Origin of the sequence: Solibaculum intestinale (assembly GCF_040096205.1) — a bacterium.
Lineage (GTDB): Bacteria > Bacillota > Clostridia > Oscillospirales > Acutalibacteraceae > Solibaculum_A > Solibaculum_A intestinale.
On the sequence record NZ_JBBMFD010000028.1, the window covers coordinates 11,277 to 29,033 of the forward strand.

At 55.4% G+C, this 17,757-nt stretch carries 15 protein-coding genes; 5 read left to right on the top strand and 10 right to left on the bottom strand.

Translation table 11 applies throughout. The features are described 5' to 3' along the window. Window positions 1-51 precede the first annotated feature (51 nt). From WMO26_RS11870 to murB, 4 genes are all read right to left on the bottom strand, one after another. Entirely contained in the window at window positions 52-3,546 is a 3,495-nt protein-coding gene (locus tag WMO26_RS11870) for a DNA polymerase III subunit alpha (protein WP_349220662.1), read from the bottom strand. Then, complete coding sequence (gene whiA, locus WMO26_RS11875) at window positions 3,543-4,487, bottom strand: DNA-binding protein WhiA (RefSeq protein ID WP_349220664.1); 945 nt, start codon at window positions 4,485-4,487, stop codon at window positions 3,543-3,545. Before whiA ends, WMO26_RS11870 begins: the two co-directional genes overlap by 4 nt. Window positions 4,488-4,727: 240 nt before the next feature. After that, window positions 4,728-5,585, bottom strand: a complete 858-nt coding sequence (gene rapZ, locus WMO26_RS11880; protein ID WP_349220666.1) for an RNase adapter RapZ — start codon at window positions 5,583-5,585, stop codon at window positions 4,728-4,730. A gap of 4 nt (window positions 5,586-5,589) precedes the next feature. Continuing rightward, complete coding sequence (gene murB / locus WMO26_RS11885; RefSeq protein ID WP_349220667.1) at window positions 5,590-6,504, bottom strand: UDP-N-acetylmuramate dehydrogenase; 915 nt, start codon at window positions 6,502-6,504, stop codon at window positions 5,590-5,592. Window positions 6,505-6,759: 255 nt separating this feature from the next. On the opposite strand from murB, the gene WMO26_RS11890 reads away from it, so the two are divergent. The 5 genes from WMO26_RS11890 (at window position 6,760) to WMO26_RS11910 (ending at window position 12,666) form a co-directional block, all read left to right on the top strand. After that, window positions 6,760-8,523 carry a PASTA domain-containing protein gene (locus WMO26_RS11890; RefSeq protein ID WP_349220669.1) on the top strand — a complete coding sequence of 588 codons (1,764 nt, stop codon included), beginning with the start codon at window positions 6,760-6,762 and terminating at the stop codon, window positions 8,521-8,523. Between the two features lie 256 nt (window positions 8,524-8,779). Beyond that, entirely contained in the window at window positions 8,780-9,988 is a 1,209-nt protein-coding gene (locus WMO26_RS11895; protein WP_349220671.1) for an anaerobic nitric oxide reductase flavorubredoxin, read from the top strand. Window positions 9,989-10,068: 80 nt separating this feature from the next. Further along, window positions 10,069-10,761 (top strand): cysteine hydrolase family protein, encoded by a 693-nt coding sequence (locus tag WMO26_RS11900; RefSeq protein WP_349220673.1) that lies wholly within the window; start codon window positions 10,069-10,071, stop codon window positions 10,759-10,761. Beyond that, window positions 10,758-12,206, top strand: a complete 1,449-nt coding sequence (locus WMO26_RS11905; protein ID WP_349220674.1) for a nicotinate phosphoribosyltransferase — start codon at window positions 10,758-10,760, stop codon at window positions 12,204-12,206. The genes WMO26_RS11900 and WMO26_RS11905 overlap by 4 nt, the downstream gene beginning before the upstream one ends. Before the next feature lie 85 nt (window positions 12,207-12,291). Continuing rightward, window positions 12,292-12,666, top strand: a complete 375-nt coding sequence (locus tag WMO26_RS11910) for a desulfoferrodoxin family protein (RefSeq protein WP_349220676.1) — start codon at window positions 12,292-12,294, stop codon at window positions 12,664-12,666. A 57-nt stretch (window positions 12,667-12,723) separates the two neighbouring features. On the opposite strand, the gene WMO26_RS11915 is transcribed toward WMO26_RS11910, so the two are convergent. From WMO26_RS11915 to WMO26_RS11940, 6 genes are all read right to left on the bottom strand, one after another. Then, complete coding sequence (locus WMO26_RS11915) at window positions 12,724-13,122, bottom strand: sigma-70 family RNA polymerase sigma factor (protein WP_349220678.1); 399 nt, start codon at window positions 13,120-13,122, stop codon at window positions 12,724-12,726. Then, window positions 13,106-14,818, bottom strand: coding sequence for a recombinase family protein (locus WMO26_RS11920; RefSeq protein WP_349220679.1), 1,713 nt, complete (start codon window positions 14,816-14,818; stop codon window positions 13,106-13,108). Before WMO26_RS11920 ends, WMO26_RS11915 begins: the two co-directional genes overlap by 17 nt. A gap of 193 nt (window positions 14,819-15,011) precedes the next feature. Beyond that, a complete protein-coding gene (locus tag WMO26_RS11925) occupies window positions 15,012-15,200 on the bottom strand; it encodes a hypothetical protein (RefSeq protein ID WP_349220681.1) in 189 nt (62 codons plus the stop codon). A 111-nt stretch (window positions 15,201-15,311) separates the two neighbouring features. Further along, a complete protein-coding gene (locus tag WMO26_RS11930) occupies window positions 15,312-15,737 on the bottom strand; it encodes a hypothetical protein (protein ID WP_349220683.1) in 426 nt (141 codons plus the stop codon). 92 nt (window positions 15,738-15,829) lie between these two features. After that, on the bottom strand, window positions 15,830-16,255 hold the full coding sequence (locus WMO26_RS11935) for a hypothetical protein (protein ID WP_349220684.1): 426 nt from the start codon (window positions 16,253-16,255) through the stop codon (window positions 15,830-15,832). Between the two features lie 29 nt (window positions 16,256-16,284). After that, window positions 16,285-17,757: RHS repeat domain-containing protein (locus WMO26_RS11940; protein WP_349220686.1), on the bottom strand; the 1,473-nt coding region annotated here is incomplete at its 5' end.

A 17,757-nucleotide genomic window follows, 5' to 3' on the forward strand; every position in this document is an offset into this window, starting at 1 on the left:
CAATCGTTTTCGTATGGATTTTTCTCTCGCCCGCATGGACGCACAATGGCTTTACTCTCTTAGTTTGACACAGGAATCACCCAAAATACGCCGAAGCTCACAAAGCATAGGCTCGTTGACAGTGACCCAGGAGATGCGGGGGGCCAGCATGGTCTTTTTGGTGTCGGTAAAATGGAGATAGAGGGGCGTGGTTCCTTCAAAAATGGAGGTAATCTGCATCACCCGTTCAAACATCTTTCCCTTTTGAGAACCAATCTTCAAATAAAGGCCGTTTCGCCCGCTGGAAGAGGGGGAAGGGGCCGGAACGGTACCATCGGGGGCGGGAGCGGGCGCCACACTTTCGCATACCACCTTCGCCTCTTCGTCCTCCCGCACGCTGACCCGTCCTTTGAGCAGGACCACCTTTCCTTCCTGCAGAAGGGGCATGTATTCGGTGAGGGTTTTCGGAAACACGATAACTTCGATGGCGCCGTATAAATCTTCCGCCGTGAGAAACGCCATGGTGGTGTTGCTCTTGGTGGTTTTGAGCTTCATGCTTTGGATCAGGACAAGAAGGGTCACCCTGGCCCCGTCCTGATATCCGCCGGTACCCGGTTCGCCTGCCTGCTCGAGAATATCCCCAATGCGCGCCGCCTTGAGCCGGCTGGCCAGGGGGGCGTATTCCGCCATGGGGTGCCCCGACAGGTATAGCCCCGTGGTTTCCTTCTCCATGGAAAGCTTTTCCGAGACGGTCAGGTCTCCCACCGCCGGCAGGTCCGGCTTGCTTTGTGAAGAAGGCCCCGTCTCCAACAGGTCGAAAAGGCCCATCTGTCCGTCCAGATTCTTTCTCCGGTCGGCCTCCAGGTTGTCGAGGATGGACTCGCTGGCCATCAGCATCTGCCGCCGGTTGGCGTCCAGCCCGTCCAGCGCTCCGCATTTGATGAGGCTTTCCAGGGCCCGGCGGTTCAGATCCCGGCCGTGCATCCGGCTGCAAAAGTCGAAGAAAGTCGTATACGGTCCGTTTTTGGCACGGTCCGCTTCAACCTCCCGTATAAAATTTCGGCCTAAATTGCGCACCGCCAGCAGGCCGAACCGGATATTTTTGCCGGATACGGTGAACCCGGCGAAGCTTTCGTTGACGGAAGGGGGGAGGACACTGATGGAAAGCCGCTGGCATTCGGCGATGTAAGCGGATACTTTGGCGGAGGAGTCCAGAACGCTCGTGAGCAAAGCGGCCAGGTATTCCCTGGCAAAGTGGCATTTTAAATAGGCCGTCTGGTAAGCTACCACCGCGTAGGCGGCAGCGTGGGATTTATTGAAGGCGTAGGAGGCGAAGGAAGACATGTCGTCAAAGATGGCGTTGGCGGTGCGTTCGTCGATGCCGCGGCGGACGCAGCCGTCGCATTCCACCGTGCCGTCTTCCCGGACAATGCCGTGAATGAAATTCTGCCGCTCCTTCTCCATCACGTCGTGCTTTTTCTTGGACATGGCCCGGCGCACAATGTCCGCCCGGCCGAAGGAGTACCCCGCCAGCTCCCGGAACACCTGCATCACCTGCTCCTGATAGACCAGGCAGCCGTTGGTCACGTCCAGAATGGGCTTTAAGGCCGGATGACGGTAGGTGACGTGGTCGGGGTGATGGCGGTTTTCAATGTACGTGGGGATGGACTCCATAGGTCCCGGCCGGTAAAGGGAAATCACGGCGATCAGGTCTTCCAGCGAGACGGGCCCCAAGCGCACGAGCACCTGACGCATCCCGGCGGATTCGAACTGGAATACCCCGTCTGTGTGCCCCGCAGCCAGCATTTTAAACGTATCCTTGTCGTCGGTGGGGATTGTCTTGATGTCAAAATCCGGAGTGTGCCGCCGGATCATTTCGCAGGCGTCGTGGATGATGGTCAGGTTGCGAAGGCCCAGAAAATCCATTTTGAGTAGGCCCAGCTCTTCCAAGGTGGTCATGGTGTACTGGGTGACCACCGCCTCGTCGTTTTTCGAAAGCGGGACGTATTCGCTCACCGGCTTTGCGGTGATGACCACCCCCGCCGCGTGGGTGGAGGCGTGCCGCGGCATCCCTTCCAGCTTGCGGGCGGTGTCGATGAGCTCGTGAACCTGAGTGTCGTTTTCATAGCGGACTCTCAGCTCCGCTGACACATTGAGCGCCCGGTCGATGGTCATCTTCAGCTCCATGGGTACCAGCTTCGCCACCCCGTCCACCGTGGCGTAGGGAACTCCAAGGGCCCGGCCCACGTCCCTTATGGCCGCCCGGGAGGCCATAGTCCCGAAGGTGACGATCTGGGCCACATGGTCCGCGCCGTACTTGCGCACCACATAGTCGATGACCTCCTGGCGGCGCTCGTAGCAAAAGTCAATGTCAAAGTCGGGCATGGACACCCGCTCCGGGTTTAAAAACCGTTCAAAGAGCAGATTGTACCTGATGGGGTCAATGCCGGTAATGCCGATGCAATAGGCCGCCAACGACCCGGCGCCGGAGCCGCGCCCAGGCCCCACCGGTATGCCGTGGTCCTTGGCGTACTGGACAAAGTCATGCACAATCAGGTAATAATCGGTGTACCCCATGGTGGAGATGACCGACAGCTCGTGACGTAGCCGTTCATCCAAAGCGGGATCGTGCGATTCCCCGTACAGACGGTTTAGCCCCGCAAAGCACTGCTCCTCAAAATAGGCGTAATTGTCCTTCCCGTCGGGTGCTTCGAAATGAGGAAGCTGGGTGTGGCCGAACTCAAAGTCGTAATGGCACCGCTCGGCGATTTTTACCGTGTTGTCGATCGCTTCGGGGACCTGAGGAAAGAGGGCCCGCATTTCCTCCTCGCTTTTGAGGTAGAACTCGTCCGTTTCAAAGCCCATCCCGGTTTCCTCGCCCACCGTCTTGTTGAGCTGGATGCACAAAAGGACGTTTTGAATCCGGCTGTCCTCTTTGGTCAGGTAGTGGGCGTCGTTGGTAGCCGCCAGCGGGATGCCGGTTTCTTTGGAAAGACGGAGAAGGTCCGGCAGGATACGGGTCTGCTCGGGAATGCCGTGATCCTGGATCTCGAGGTAATACCGGCCCTCGCCAAAAACCGACCGGTACCACAGCGCGGTCTTTTTCGCCCCCTCGTAATCCCCGCGCAAAAGCGCCCGGGGGATTTCTCCCGCCAGGCACGCGGACAGGCAGATAAGCCCCTCGTGATGCTGTTCGAGAAGTTCCCGGTCCACCCGCGGCTTTGTATAAAATCCTTGCGTATGGGCCAGGGACACCAGCTTGATGAGATTCTGGTACCCAACGGCGTTTTCGCACAAAAGCACCAGATGGTACCGTTCGTCGTCAAACCCGTGGACTTTGTCGAACCGGGTACGGGCCGCCACGTAGACTTCGCAGCCGATGATGGGCTTGACCCCGTGCTTTTTGCAGGCACGGTAAAAATCCACGGCGCCGTACATGACGCCGTGGTCGGTGATGGCCACCGCCTTTTGCCCCAGGGCGGCGGCGCGCTCGGCCAGCTGCTCGATACGGCAGGCGCCGTCGAGCAAACTATATTCGGTATGAACATGAAGATGGCAAAAGCTCATCGGCGTTCCCTTCCTTTTTCCTGCTTGTCCGATTTTTCCCGAAGCTCCAGCGCCATGGTATGCAGCCGCCTGAGCCGGTGGTTGACCCCTGAGCGGCTGATGGGCACGGATAACTGTTCGCCCAGCTCCCGCAGGGAAAGCTCCGGGTTATTCAGCCGCAGACGGGCCAGCTCCATCAGATCCTCCGGCAGGGACGAAAGTCCTTTCTTTTCGGCAATCAGCCGGATGTCCGCAATCTGCTCGGCGGCAGCGGCCACGGTCTTGTCGATGTTGGCGCTGTCGCAGTTAAGCCGGCGGTTGGCGTTGTTGCGCAGGTCCTTGTAGATTTTGATGTTCATGATGGAGAAGGCGGATTGGACCGCTCCCGTCAAGGTCAGAAAATCCTCAATGGCCTCGCTTTCCTTAAAGTATAGCACATAACCGCCCTTGCGCGGAATCATTTTCGCCGCCAAAGAGCATTCGGCCAAGAGCAGCTGCAGATCGCAGGCCAGGTTATAGAAAGGAACGTAAAGCTCCAGATGATATTCCTTTTCCGGGTCGGCCAGCGCCCCGCAGGATAGAAACGCCCCCCGAAGGAACGCGCCCGGGCAGCCTTCCTCTTCGAGTACCGCCCGGTTGATGCGCAGGCTGACCCGCCCTGGCGCGTGGCCGAAGCAGCCCAGCGCCGCTTCCCGGTCCTGCGCCTGTTCCACCGATGCGTTCAGGAACCGGCCGGCCGCCGGCCCGCCCACCGCCTCTACCGTCACGGGAACACCCGTTACCGCCTGTGTCATCTGCTGATACCGGCGGGCGGTGTGTTCGTTTTCGGTGAGCAGGGCGATTTTTTCTCCCTGAAAGGCACGGCCGAACAGTAGCAGGCCGTAGCATTCTGCTTTGCTCAAAGCCGGGGAATCGCAGGGCAGGGAACAAAGCTCTTCCTTGACCGATGCGGAAAAAGACATGGGGCACTTCCTTTCTCGCCGTCCCATTCGGCATGGACCGGGAAATACGGGCGGCATAACGTCCGGATATAGAGAGGGCCGCCCCGCTTGTCCGGCCGGCCGCCGTAACGAGGGCGGGGCGATGGGCAGAAAGCGGGACGGTCGGAGGAATGATACCATTCGTGATTTCAGGCAAACCTGGACCGGATGGCTAGGATCGGGAAAATGAGGAAACCACAGGGGCTTGCCGCGAACCGGTCCTTACGGCTTTTTAATGTCCCGGTGGTTGACGGTGACCCGTTTGCCGTCCTCCAGCAGGTGCTGGTAGAGAAGCTCGGCGATGGTAACCGACCGGTGCTTGCCGCCAGTGCAGCCGATGGCCACCACCAGCTGGCTTTTGCCTTCGTTGATGTAAAGAGGGAGCATATAGTCAATCATACTAAAAAGCCGCTCCACAAAGCCCTTGGTTTCCTTGCACTGCATGACGTAATCGCGCACCGGCTTGTTAAGCCCGGTTTGGTTTCGCAGCTCGTCGATGTAAAAGGGATTGGGCAGGCAGCGCACGTCGAACACCAAGTCCGCCTCGCTGGGGGAGCCGTACTTAAACCCGAAGGACATCACGTGAATGAGCATCCCCTGGGAAACGTCCCCCGCGAAAAGGCCGGTGATGCGCTCGCGCAGCTGGGCGGGGGAGAGGTAAGAGGTGTCGATGATATAGTCGGCACTGGCGCGCACGGCGGAAAGAAGCTGCATTTCCGTCTCAATGGCCTGCTCCACGGAGCTGTTTTCATCCGTGGCCAGTGGATGGCGGCGCCTGGTTTCCTTGTACCGGCGCTCGAGCACCTCCGGCTGGGCCTCTAAAAACAGGATTTTATAGCTGCCGTGCTGCTTTAATTCGCTTAGGCCTTCGAAGAAGGCATTGAACAGCTTGCCGCCCCGGGTGTCCATGACCATGGCGACCTTGGAAAATTTGTCCGCCGACTGCATACACAGCTCGGCGACCTTCGCCACCAAAGCGGGCGGAATGTTGTCCATGCAGAAAAAGCCGATGTCCTCCAAGGCATCCATGGCCCGGGATTTTCCCGCGCCGGACAAGCCGGTTACGATGATGAATTCCATTTCCTTACTCCTTCTGACCGATGTGCTTGACCTCACATTCCAGCGGTACCCCGCATTCCTGCAGGACGGTGCGCTGAATGTGGGCAATCAGCTGCAATACGTCCCGGCAGCTGGCCTGCCCGACGTTAATGATGAATCCCGCGTGCTTTTCGCTCACCATAGCGTCCCCGATCCGGTACCCCTTGAGCCCACACTGCTCGATTAGCCCTCCTGCAAAATACCCGGGCGGACGCTTGAACACGCTGCCGGCACTTGGGTATTCCAGCGGCTGCTTTTCCTTGCGGCGGGACAGATAATCGTCCATCTGGGCGCGAATCTGGTCCTTATTGCCAGGGGTGAGGGTCAACTCCAAGGAAGTGATCACGTAGTCCGAATCGGTGTAAGCGCTTCGTCGGTAGGAAAGCTTCAGATTCTCGCCGGAGAACGCGCCCAGCCTGCCGTCTGGCGTAATGTGGGTGCAGCGGGTGAGCACCTGCTTCATTTCCCCGCCGTAGGCTCCCGCGTTCATATAGGCAGCACCCCCGGCCGAGCCGGGAATCCCCCATGCAAACTCGAGACCCGACAGCCCGTTTTCCAGCGCGAACAAGCAAAGCTTTGCAAGGCTTATCCCCGCGCCGCAGCGGATCGTATGGGGCCCTGCCAGCGTAAGGCCGCCGAATCCGTCGTCAATGTGTACCACCACGCCGCGGATCCCCTCGTCGGACACCAGCAGGTTGGATCCCTTGCCGATCACCGTGACCGGGACTTGCGCTTCCCGGCACAAAGCAAGAATCTCACCAAGCTGGGCCTGGTCCTTGGGTGAGGCGAACAAATCGGCGGGCCCGCCGATTTTAAAGGTGGTATGCAGGCGCATGGGCTCGTTTTGTTGTACCGGACATCCGGTGGCGAGAAGGTTCTCCAAAAGGATGTCAAGCGTCATAGAGTCCTCCATTTCCATTGATGTGGTACTCCTATTATACCATTACTCGCTGTCAAATAGAAGAAAAAACGGGCAGGAATTGTGCAATCGGCGGTTTTTCCTCTCAAAAGCGTCCAAACTGCCGCCTTGCGTTAGGAAAAGGTTGATTTCAATGGATTCCTTATGCTATAATCAATATGAATACTTATGCTGCTTTTTGGAGAGTTTTGTTTGCCGCCGGGTCCCGGCGGATTCGTTTGTAGGAGTGTGAACCAAATGGCAAATACCAACGACCTTTGTATGCATTGTATGCAGCCCAATAACGGGAATACAGTCTGCCCGCACTGCGGCTATCAGGAACATCCCCAGCAGCCGCCTCTGCTTCCTCTTCGTACCCTTTTGCAGGACCGGTACGTGGTAGGAACGGTCCTCTCGGAAAACGGGGAGGGCGCGTCTTACATCGGGTGGGACAAGGTGCTCAATTCCTCGGTGGTGATCCGGGAATTTATGCCCGCCACCATCGCCCAGCGCGCCGGTGAACTGCAGGTAGCGCCTATGAACGGCAGCGAAGCGCTTTTTGACGCCTTGCGCCGAGAGTTTATCGGCCTTTCCCGCTCCCTTGCCCGCATGCGCGACATTCCCGCCCTCATCCCGGTCTATGATATTTTTGAAGTAAACGGCACGGCTTATTCCGTATCCGAGCATATCGACGCGGTGCCTTTGACCGATTGGCTCTCCCGCCGGGGCGGGCACATCGGCTGGGAAGTGGCACGTCCGCTGATTATGCCGGTTATTGCAGCCTTGAGCGCCCTGCATTCGGCAGGGGTGCTTCACTTGGCCATTTCACCGGAAAACTTGTTGGTGGACAGCCGCGGCCGTTTTCGGCTGACTGGATTTTCCGTCAATGCGGCTCATCTGGCGCACACCCCGCTGGCGCCCCAGTTCATGCCCGGCTTTGCCGCCTATGAGCAGTATGCCGCCAGCGATACCAGCGGAACCTGGACGGATGTGTACGGCATCTGCGCGGTGCTCATGTACCTGCTCACCGGCGTCATTCCCAAGGAAGCGCCCAAACGGGTAGGCAACGAGCGGCTGCTGGTGCCTTCTTCGGTGGCAAGCGCCATCCCGGCAAACGTGGCCACCGCTATGGCCAAGGGCATGCGCTTTGACTATGCGGCCCGAACCCGGACGGTGGAGCAGCTTCGCGACGAGCTCTCGGTTTCGGAAAACGTAACGGGCGTGCTCAAAGAGCTGGAAAAGGAAGAAAAAAGCTATCAGAAGGAGCCGGAGAAACCAAAAAAGAAATCCTTTTTGGAAAAGCTGCAGGGAAACCGGCCGTTGGTAGTCACCCTGCTGATCGCCGCCATCGTGCTGCTGCTTGCCTGCGTAGGGCTGGGCATTGCCCTGGCGATGAACGGCGTTGCGTCTTCGGGAACCTCATCCACCGTCAGCACGGTTTCCATGGCGGACCTGACCTCTTCGCTTGCCAATTCCGAGCTTTCCAGCAACGACGTGCTCTATTCCAAGAAGGCGCCCGATACGGTGGGCCAGAATTACCTGAGCATCAAGAACCGCACCGACCTGTGGCCTTATGTCAAGCTGCAGCTAGCCGGCGAAGTGTTTGACGATACGGTTCCGGCCGGCGTCATCATCAAGCAGGAGCCGGAAGCGCTGACGCCCATCCAGGACGGGGCGGAAGTCAAAGTATATATCAGCAAGGGCCCCTACCAGAAGTCGCTGACCGATGTGACCAGCATGGACGTGGTGGACGCGGTGGCGGACCTTTCGTCCCAGGGCTATAAATGCGTGGTGATGCGCCAGGAAAGCGCGTCGGTGCCGGAAAACCGGGTCATTACCACCGACCCCAAGCCCAGGACCACGCTGGAATACGGCGCGGAAGTTGTCCTCTATATCAGCGAAGGGGCGGCGCAGAGTACGCCTGCGTCTTCTTCGGAGCCGCCCGCTTCCTCCGGCGGTGCATCTTCCTCCTCAAGCAGTGCCTCCTCCGCTTCTTCTTCGGAACCGGATGCGGTTGGATAATCGTTTGCTTCCTTTGGAAACGCCGGCATACTTGTCGGCGTTTCTTCTATTTTTTCGGACAAAAGAGCAAGAAAATTTTCCATGGCAAATGCTTGTATAATACATACTGAAATGGTATGCTTAATTTGCATAAAATATCCGCATTCGCCGCATGAGGGCGGGGAATGGAGGGTACCATAATATCGTCAATCGCAGCTGTTTTTGGCGTTTGTACCGGGGCGCCGGAGAAAACCAGGTTTGCGAGAAGAAAGGACCGATGAAACGAATGGATAAGTCTTTTAAAGTAACGGAGTGTGTCACTTGGGTCGGCAAAATTGATCATGAGCTGCAAACCTTTCATGGGGACGAGCTGTCCACCCAGCGAGGTTCTTCTTACAACGCCTACCTGGTTCGGGGGGAAAAGACCGCGCTCATTGATACGGTTTGGACGCCCTTTGCCCATGAGTTTGTAGAGAACCTGAAGTCGGTGATTGATCTTAAGGATATCGACTATGTGATCGCCCTGCACGGCGAGTGTGACCACAGCGGCGCGCTGCCGGAGCTGATGCGGGAGATTCCGAACACCCCGGTTTACTGTTCGGTCAACGGCGTCAAGTCTCTCAAGGGCCTCTATCATGCCGATTGGGACCTGCACCCGGTCAAGACCGGCGATACGCTGGATTTAGGCGGCGGCAAGGTGTTTACCTTTGTGGAAGCGCGTATGCTTCACTGGCCGGATAACATGATGGCCTATTTGCAGGACGAAAAGATCCTGTTCTCCACCGACGTGTTCGGCCAGCATTTGGCGAGCGAAGCCATGTATAACGACCTGACCGACACCTCTTCCATCTATTACGAAGCGAAGAAGTATTACGCCAACATCGTCGCCCCCTTCTCCAAGATGGCCAAGCTCAAGCTCCAGGAAGTGGCGAAGATGAACCTGCCTATCGACATGATCTGCCCGAGCCACGGCGTCATCTGGAGGGACAACCCTGCCCAGATCGTCGAGAAGTACATGGAATGGGCCGACGATTACCAGGAGAATAAAATCACCATTCTGTATGACACCATGTGGAACTCCACCCGCCGCATGGCCGAGGCCATTGCCGAGGGCGTCAAACGGGCGGACCCGGAGGTAAAACTGGTGGTTAAGAGCACCTCCAAGCACGACAAGAACGACATCCTCACCGACGTATTCGATTCCAAGGCCGTCCTGGTGGGCTCGCCCACGGTGGTCAACGGTATCTTATCCTCGGTGGCCGCCGAGCTGGACCTGATCCGGGAAATGCACCCGGTGGGCAAAAAGGCCGCTGCCTTCGGCAGCTACGGCTGGAGCGGCGAGTCTCCCAAGGTATTGGCGGAGCACCTGGAAAAAGCGGGCTTTGAGATTGTTTGCGACGGGCTGAAGGTCAACTGGGTGCCGGATGAAGCGGCTTTGCAGCAATGCGTGGAGTTCGGGGCGAACTTTGCAAAATTAGTCAAATAAACACCTTGATTCGGAGAGGGAAGGGAACATGCAAACGCAGTGTGTTCCCTTTTCTGCGTTTTTTAGACAGGAGGGACCGTATGAAATTCCAGGAGAAAACCGCATTTGTGGCCCAGTGCACGAAAACCGTCAGCGCCGTCTACGACCACCTGACCACCCTGCCGGGAGTGCCGCTGTCCGCGCTGCCCGGTACCGCCGCCCTCATCGTTGTGGACCTGGTCAACGGCTTTGCGAAAGAAGGCGCTATGTACAGTCCCCGGGTGGAGGCGCTGATTTCACCCACCGCCGCCCTTGCCAGGCAGTTTCTTGAGACGGGGCGGCCGGTGCTGGCGCTGAATGACTGCCACACGAAAGACAGCCCCGAGTTTTCCGCTTATCCGGTCCACTGCCTCAAGGGAGAATGGGAAAGCGAGCTGGTGGAGGAGCTGAAAGCCCTTTCCATCCCGGTGATCGAAAAAGCTTCCACCAACGGCATGCAGGAGCCCGCCGTGCTTGCTTGGCTCAACGGCAATTCGGAGACGGATACCTTTGTGGTCACCGGGGACTGCACCGACATCTGCGTGCAGCAGTTTGCCATCGGGCTGAAAACCCATTTTACCCGGCAAAACCGGCCGGTTCGGGTGCTCGTTCCGGTGGACCTGACCGATACCTATGATCTAGGGCTGCACGGGGCGGATTTTACCGCTGCCGCCGCCCTCTACAACATGGAGGTCAATGGCGTCGAGCTGTGCGCCGCCATTGCAGATGACACAGCAAAGGAGAAAACGCCATGAACGAAGGACGCAAGCGCAACCTGACCATGCTCACCGACTTTTATGAGCTGACCATGGCCAACGGTTATTTTCAAAACGGGTTTGCGGACCGGATTGCTTATTTCGACCTGTTTTTCCGCAAGGTTCCCGACGGAGGGGGCTTCGCCATCATGGCGGGGCTCGAGCAGCTGATCGACTATTTGAAGGATCTGCATTTCACCGAGGAAGACATTGCTTTTCTGCGCGGCAAAGGCATCTTTGACGAAGCGTTTTTGCAGTTTCTTCGAAACTTTTCCTTTTCCTGCGACGTCTGGGCAGTGCCGGAGGGTACGCCCGTGTTTCCCCATGAGCCCATCGTCACCGTCCGCGGACCGGTAATCCAAGCCCAGTTTATCGAGACGATGGTGCTTTTGGCCATTAACCATCCTTCCCTCATTGCCACCAAAGCAAACCGCATCTGCCGGGCGGCAAAGGGACGGCCGGTGATGGAGTTCGGCTCCCGCCGGGCGCAGGGGTACGATGGGGCGGTATACGGTGCCAGGGCCGCCTACATCGGCGGCTGCGTGGGAACGGCGTGTACCATTTGCGAGCGGGATTTCAGCATCCCCGCCCTGGGTACTATGGCCCATAGCTGGGTGCAGATGTTTGACAGCGAGCTTTCCGCCTTCCGCGCCTATGCCCGGGCCTATCCGGACAGCTGCACTCTTTTGGTGGACACCTATCATACCCTCAAATCCGGCATTCCCAACGCCATCCGGATTTTTCAGGAAGAGATTCTTCCCCGGGGCTTCCGCCCTGCCGGCGTGCGTATCGACAGCGGGGATATCACCTACCTGTCCAAAAAAGCCCGTAAAATGCTCGATGAGGCAGGGTTTCCAGACTGCAAGATCGTCGCCTCCAATTCCCTGGATGAGCTGATTATCCAGGACATGCTGCTGCAAGGAGCCAAGGTAGATTCCTTCGGCGTGGGCGAGCGGCTGATTACCGCGGCTTCCACTCCCATCTTCGGCGGAGTCTATAAGCTGGTGGCGGTGGAAGAGGAAGGCGAGATCGTTCCCAAGATCAAGCTCAGCGAAAACGTCACCAAGATCACCACCCCAGGCTTTAAGACAACCTGGCGGCTTCTTGACCGGGATTCGGGCAAAGCCATCGCGGACGTGGTCACCGGGTTTGAGGAAAACATCGACGACAATCAGCCTTATACCATCTTTGACCCGGAGCATACCTGGAAACGAAAGACCGTGACAAACTTCGTGGCCCGCCAACTGCTGGTTCCGGTGTTTGAGCAGGGAAAGTGCGTCTATGCGAGTCCTTCAGTGGACGAGATCAAGGCCTATTGCGCCGGGCAGATCGGTACTCTTTGGGACGAGGTTCTGCGTTTTGAAAATCCTCACGAATATTATGTGGATCTGTCACAGCAGGTCTGGGAACAAAAACAGCGGCTGCTGGCAGAATATCATGCATAAATTTCTTTGAAAAAGGGGTTGCAAAGGGAAAAAACAGATGCTATAATGTGTACAAATTTAGTATATAAAAAGGAGCGCGAGTATCATGAGCAAGACCTTACGCGTTTTTAAATGTGAGCACTGCGGCGACCTGATTGAGTTGCTGGATGGGAAGGTCACTCCTGTCTGCTGCGGGGAAAAGATGAAGGAGATTGTGCCCGCGGCGGTGGAAGCGGCTACGGAGAAGCACATTCCGGTGTATGAAAAGGACGGTGACGTCATCCACGTGTCGGTGGGCGAGGTGGAGCATCCCATGACCGAGGCCCATTCCATCGAATACATCTGGGCGGTGTTTGACAACCGTGTGGAGCGGGTCCATGTATGTCCCGGCGAAAAGCCCCAGGCGGACTTTCTGGTAGGCGACCATCCTTTCACCCTCTATGCCTATTGCAACCTTCACGGCCTTTGGGTTAACCAATAACAAAGGGCGTATAAAAAGGAGCAGCCCGGCGGCAACTGCCGCCGGGCTGCTCCTTTTTTATTTTCGCCGTCTGCGGGCCACGCTGTCCTCCAAGTCAAATTTTTTCTTCAGTTGGGCCAGGGACTTGGTTTCAATCCGGGACACATAGCTTCTGGAGATTCCAAGCCGTTTGGCCACATCTCGCTGAGTCAGCGGAATCTGTCCGCTTAAACCGTAGCGAAGCTCAATGATGGTGCGTTCCCGCGGTGTCAACGCCTCGAGTATGTATTGCTTCATGCGCTGGGCGCGCATGGAAAGATCTAGGTCATCGAGAATGGTATCGTCGGTTGCAATGACGTCCATCAGGGAAAGGGCGTTGCCGTCCTTATCGGTGTCAATGGGTTCGTTGAGGGAAACGTCCTGTGCGGTTTTCTTTTGGCTGCGAAAAAACATGAGAATTTCATTTGCTATTGGCACCCTGCGGCTCATCGTCCTGTACCCCAGAAACCGGCGGCAGCTCGACCTCTTCCTTGGAGCCGAAGAGATAGACGTGGACGGTTTCCCCGTCCCACACCACCCGCTTGACAAACGCGCGCAGAGCGGCCCGCTTCTGCTCAACGCTCATATTGTCGAAGGTGCCCGCAAAGGAAGACAGCAGATCTTTGAGAAGATCGAATTCCTGCCCCGATAGGGCGTGCTCCATCGAAACCGATTGCAGCGCCTCCATCTGCCGGCGGAAACCTTCCTCTTTCTCGTGCAGTTCGCCGATCTGCCGAAGGATGTAGTCCTCCGCCGGTGTTCCCGCCGCTTTGGAAAGGGAAGAGAGCAGCCCGGTGATCTCCTTCTCGTTCTCGTCGATCAACTTGCGCAGCCGGGCAAGCTCCCCCTCGTATTCGGTTCGGCTGCCCAGGAGGACCTTTTCCGCGTCGGCCAGCTCCGACAGGAACGCGTCCGGGTCGGCGGACAGCTTTTTGATTTCCCCCGCCACCAGCTCGTCCAGAGCGTTTCCATTGGGGTTTTTCATGTTGCAAAGCTGGCAGCGGCTTTTTTCCTTGGTCTCGCACAGGTAACTGTAAATCAGCTCGCCCTTGGCGTTTTTTCGCTTGGAGAGCTTCGGGCGCAGGTAGCCGCCGCAGTTCGCGCAGAAAAGCAGGCCGGAAAGGAGCGCGGTGTTGCTTTTCGGCTTGCGGTAGGATTTTGACTTGTTGTGGTTCAAAAGCGTCTGCACCCGGATCCAGTCCCCGCTGCTGATGATCCCCTCATGTTTGCCCACGGCGATGATCCAGTCAGTCAGGTTTCGCAGCTCGTTTGCCTTGCCGGGCTTTTGGATGGTCTTGTTGTAGGCCATTACCCCATGGGCGCCGTCGAAGGCGGATTTCGGGGAGAAAAGCTCTCCCTCGTTTTGCTCGAAATATTGATACGCCGCCTCGTCCGCCGTCAAATAGACCGGGTTTGAGAGGATGTTCTTGATGGAAAACCGGGTAAACGCCTTCCCATTTTTTGTCTGGATTCCATTTTGCAGCAGGTAGGTCTCGGTTTTCGTCAGCGACCCCGTTTCCAGAAACTTAGCGAAGATGACCCGCACGAGTTCGGATTCCTCCGGGATTTGGGTCAGCTGATACATTCGTCGAGTCTTGCCGTCCACCGTCACCCGGTCCACCGGCTCGGAGACGTATCCCGTGGGCGTCACGCCGCCCAGCCACCGCCCGGTTTTCGCTAGCTCCTGCATGTTGTCCCGGATGCGCTCGGCGATGGTTTCCCGCTCCAGCTGGGAGAAAACGGAGGCAATGTACATCATGGCCCGGCCCATGGGGCTTTGGGTATCGAACTGTTCCTTGATGGAGACAAAGCTGATAGAAAGGGCATTTAAGTCCTCGATCAGCTTGGCAAAATCCCCGATGTTGCGGCTGATCCGGTCGAGCCGATAGCAGACCACCGCTTTAAAACGGTGCTCCTTCGCCTGCTTCATCATCACCTTGAACTGGGGCCGTTCGGTCGTGCCGCCGGAAAATCCCTCGTCCTCAAAGACCAGAATATTTTCTTCCTCTACGCCGGGGAAATGGGCGAAGATATATTGCCGGCAGAGCTCGATCTGGTTTTCGATGCTTTCGCCCTTGCCGGTGAACTTGGATTTTCTCGAATACACCGCGATTGTTTCCGCGTTCCCTTTCACAGCCGATCACTCCTTTGCGATGATATAATATATTATAATTATATCATTATGTCTCAATATTTACAAGGAGTCAAAACAGAATTGCGACATCGCGTCAAGTAGTAAAAACAGACTTTTATCTAACAATAAGAGGAAACAAGCCTGAGTTCCTTGTTCCCTCTTATTGTTGTGAGTATACTTGATTTTTTACTTCCTATTTCAGAAGACTTTCCTTCTTTTCGAGAATCGCAGCTGCAGCCACACAAGCCGGATAGTCACAAAACTTTGCTCCGGCGAACTTGATTTCTTTCGCATATGCTGCGACATTTTTTGCATTATCTATGTCAAAGATTTGTGTTCCTTTCTCAGATTCCGCCAAACGGATTAAGCTGTCGATCGGCATAATATCCGCTTCCAGCTCGTCAAGGTATTTTGCGGCTAAGGAAAAATCAAAATGAAATATAAAATAGGGTGGAAGGCCGGATCATAAACCGGCCTCCCTGTGTTAATAAGCTCAGACACACGGGAAATACCCACCGTATTTTTCAAAGATTTGATGAATTTCATCCATTTTTTCTGGAGGTATCCCTATATAAAGATCTTCATCATTTAGTCTAATAATCCGACGTGCATCACGAGAAATACAAAAATATTTATCATCAAAGCGAACGGATATTTCAGACGTAAAATTAACATAATACTTTTCCGGAAGAGCCCATTTCCCCTCTAGAATGTTCCTTATCTGTTCCGATTCTTCTTCGGCCAGCGTTTGGGTGATATGTGTCTGTATGCCAGGCCCTTCATCGTGAAATTCAAGAACTGCTTGGGCTCCCGGCTCGATATGGATTTTTTCTCCCATCAAGTAATAGCCCCCTATCCCTGCCAGAATCACCGCTGTAATACACGCCAGTACAATACCTACTACTTTCAGCTTCTTCATTTTTCCCCCAATATTCGCTTTCTATATTATTTGCTTGAGAGCAAGGCAGGAAAGGCCGGATCATAACCGGTCTTCCCTGCGCGTCAATAGGCTCAGACACACGGAAAATATCCACCATATTTCTCAAAGATTTGATGGATTTCATTCAAATCTTCCTGAGATATTCCAATATACAGATCTCGATCATTCAAACGTATAATACGGCATCCTGTGTAACAAAAACAAAAATATTTATCACCAAAGCGTATGGATACATCATCGCCAAAGAGAGCAACATACCTTTCTGGAAGAGCCCACTTTCCCTCCAGAATATTCCTTATTCGCTCCGCTTCTTCGTCGGTCAGCGTTTGAGTGATATGTGTCTGTATGCCAGGCCCTTCATTGTCAAATTCAAGAATGGCCTGTGTTCCTGGATTAATATGAATTTTTTCTCCCATCAGGTAATAGACGCCTATCCCTGCCAGAATCACCGCTGTAATACACGCCAGTACAATGCCTGTTACTTTCAGCTTCTTCATTTACTAGGCCGCCCTTCATTTCTTTTTGCTCATCCAAACACACGGAAATGTCCAAAATTCGGAATGCATCTCGCGACTGGTTCGCCATAGACAAAGTATTTTTTCTCATAGTAATAAATCTGAAAATAACCGGGATCTTCTAATGGTGATATCCGTGCTACTTCTTTTTTGCTGATCGGCATTTGCGTGTAGCTCACGCCACCCGTACAGGCCAGCACGTGCTGGGCAGTCATTCTGGAAAAGGCCCAGGCCACGTTGCTTCCCTCTATGCCCTGCCCTCCGTCACAGCTGAACAGATAAACCATTTTGTTGATCGGCTTATAGCGCAGCTGAAGAATTTCGGAAACACTCATCGATTCATTGAAAAACCAAAGTATGCCGGGGCCACCATGCAGGTAAAGATAGACATAGTCGATATCCCCACGCATATCATCCCATTTTTTCTTAAACTCTTCTTTGGTAAGTACCGGCCTTAAGCGCACATTGCTGTCGTTTACATCAAAGTACGGAGAATTCATTACTTGTTGCGTAAAGTCTGCCCCAGGCCTTGTATAGTAGAATACCCACGTGGTCCCGTATCCATCCGGGTCGATACACATGACAGGATTATTGGAACAGTAGGCAAACAGGTTGTTGCCAAGAACCACATGGCCACTTTCCAAGTATCGATCAGCATTGATGAATCTGCCGATCTCAGGATCATAATATCTGGAATTGAGGTAGTAAAGGCCAGATTCGGTATCATAGTAATACCCCCGGTAGCGGAAGGGGTTGAGTGCGCCAAGGGTGAGGCGCATCGTCCCGGAGATGGACATATCCCCGCCCCAGGCATTGTACCTGTATTCTACCACCTGGTTGCCGTTGCTGTCCAGAATCCCAATGATGTCACCCTGGAGATTCTTGACGTAGTAGTAGCTTTGCCCATTCCACTTCAGCCCCAGCAAACTTCCGTTGTCGTCATAGAGGAAGTCGAGGCGGTCGCTGCCGGTAATCTGGGTGAGGATCGTCGACCCATTGAGATAGTATTCGGTCGTCACCCCGTTTACCACCTTTTGGGTCCGGATTCCGCTGTCATTGTAGCGGTAGCTTGCCGTAGTTCCCGCCTTCGAGAAGCTTGCCAGCTCCCGGCCGTGCTGCCAGGTGAAGGTCATACCGTCCCGGTAGGTGAGCGGATTGCCGATCTGGTCGTAGGTAATATCCTGCCCGTCGTAGTTCGTCAGCTTGTCCTTCCAGTTGGGATCATCATAGCTGTAGATTACCTGTTCAACAACCTGCGTTTCATTGCCCATGATCAAATCATAGTAATCTTTTCTGATAAGATTCCCGCCGCTATCATACGCATAGCCTTCGCCCCAAAGAGTCACGTAGTCAAAGGCCAGAGTCAACTGCCCCAGCTCGTCGTATTCATAACGGTGAATGCGGGTTCCGTTCTTTTGGATTTCCGTAATGTTCCCCAGCTCGTCATAGGTATAGGCCAGGGTATCATTCCCGTTTTGCACCGA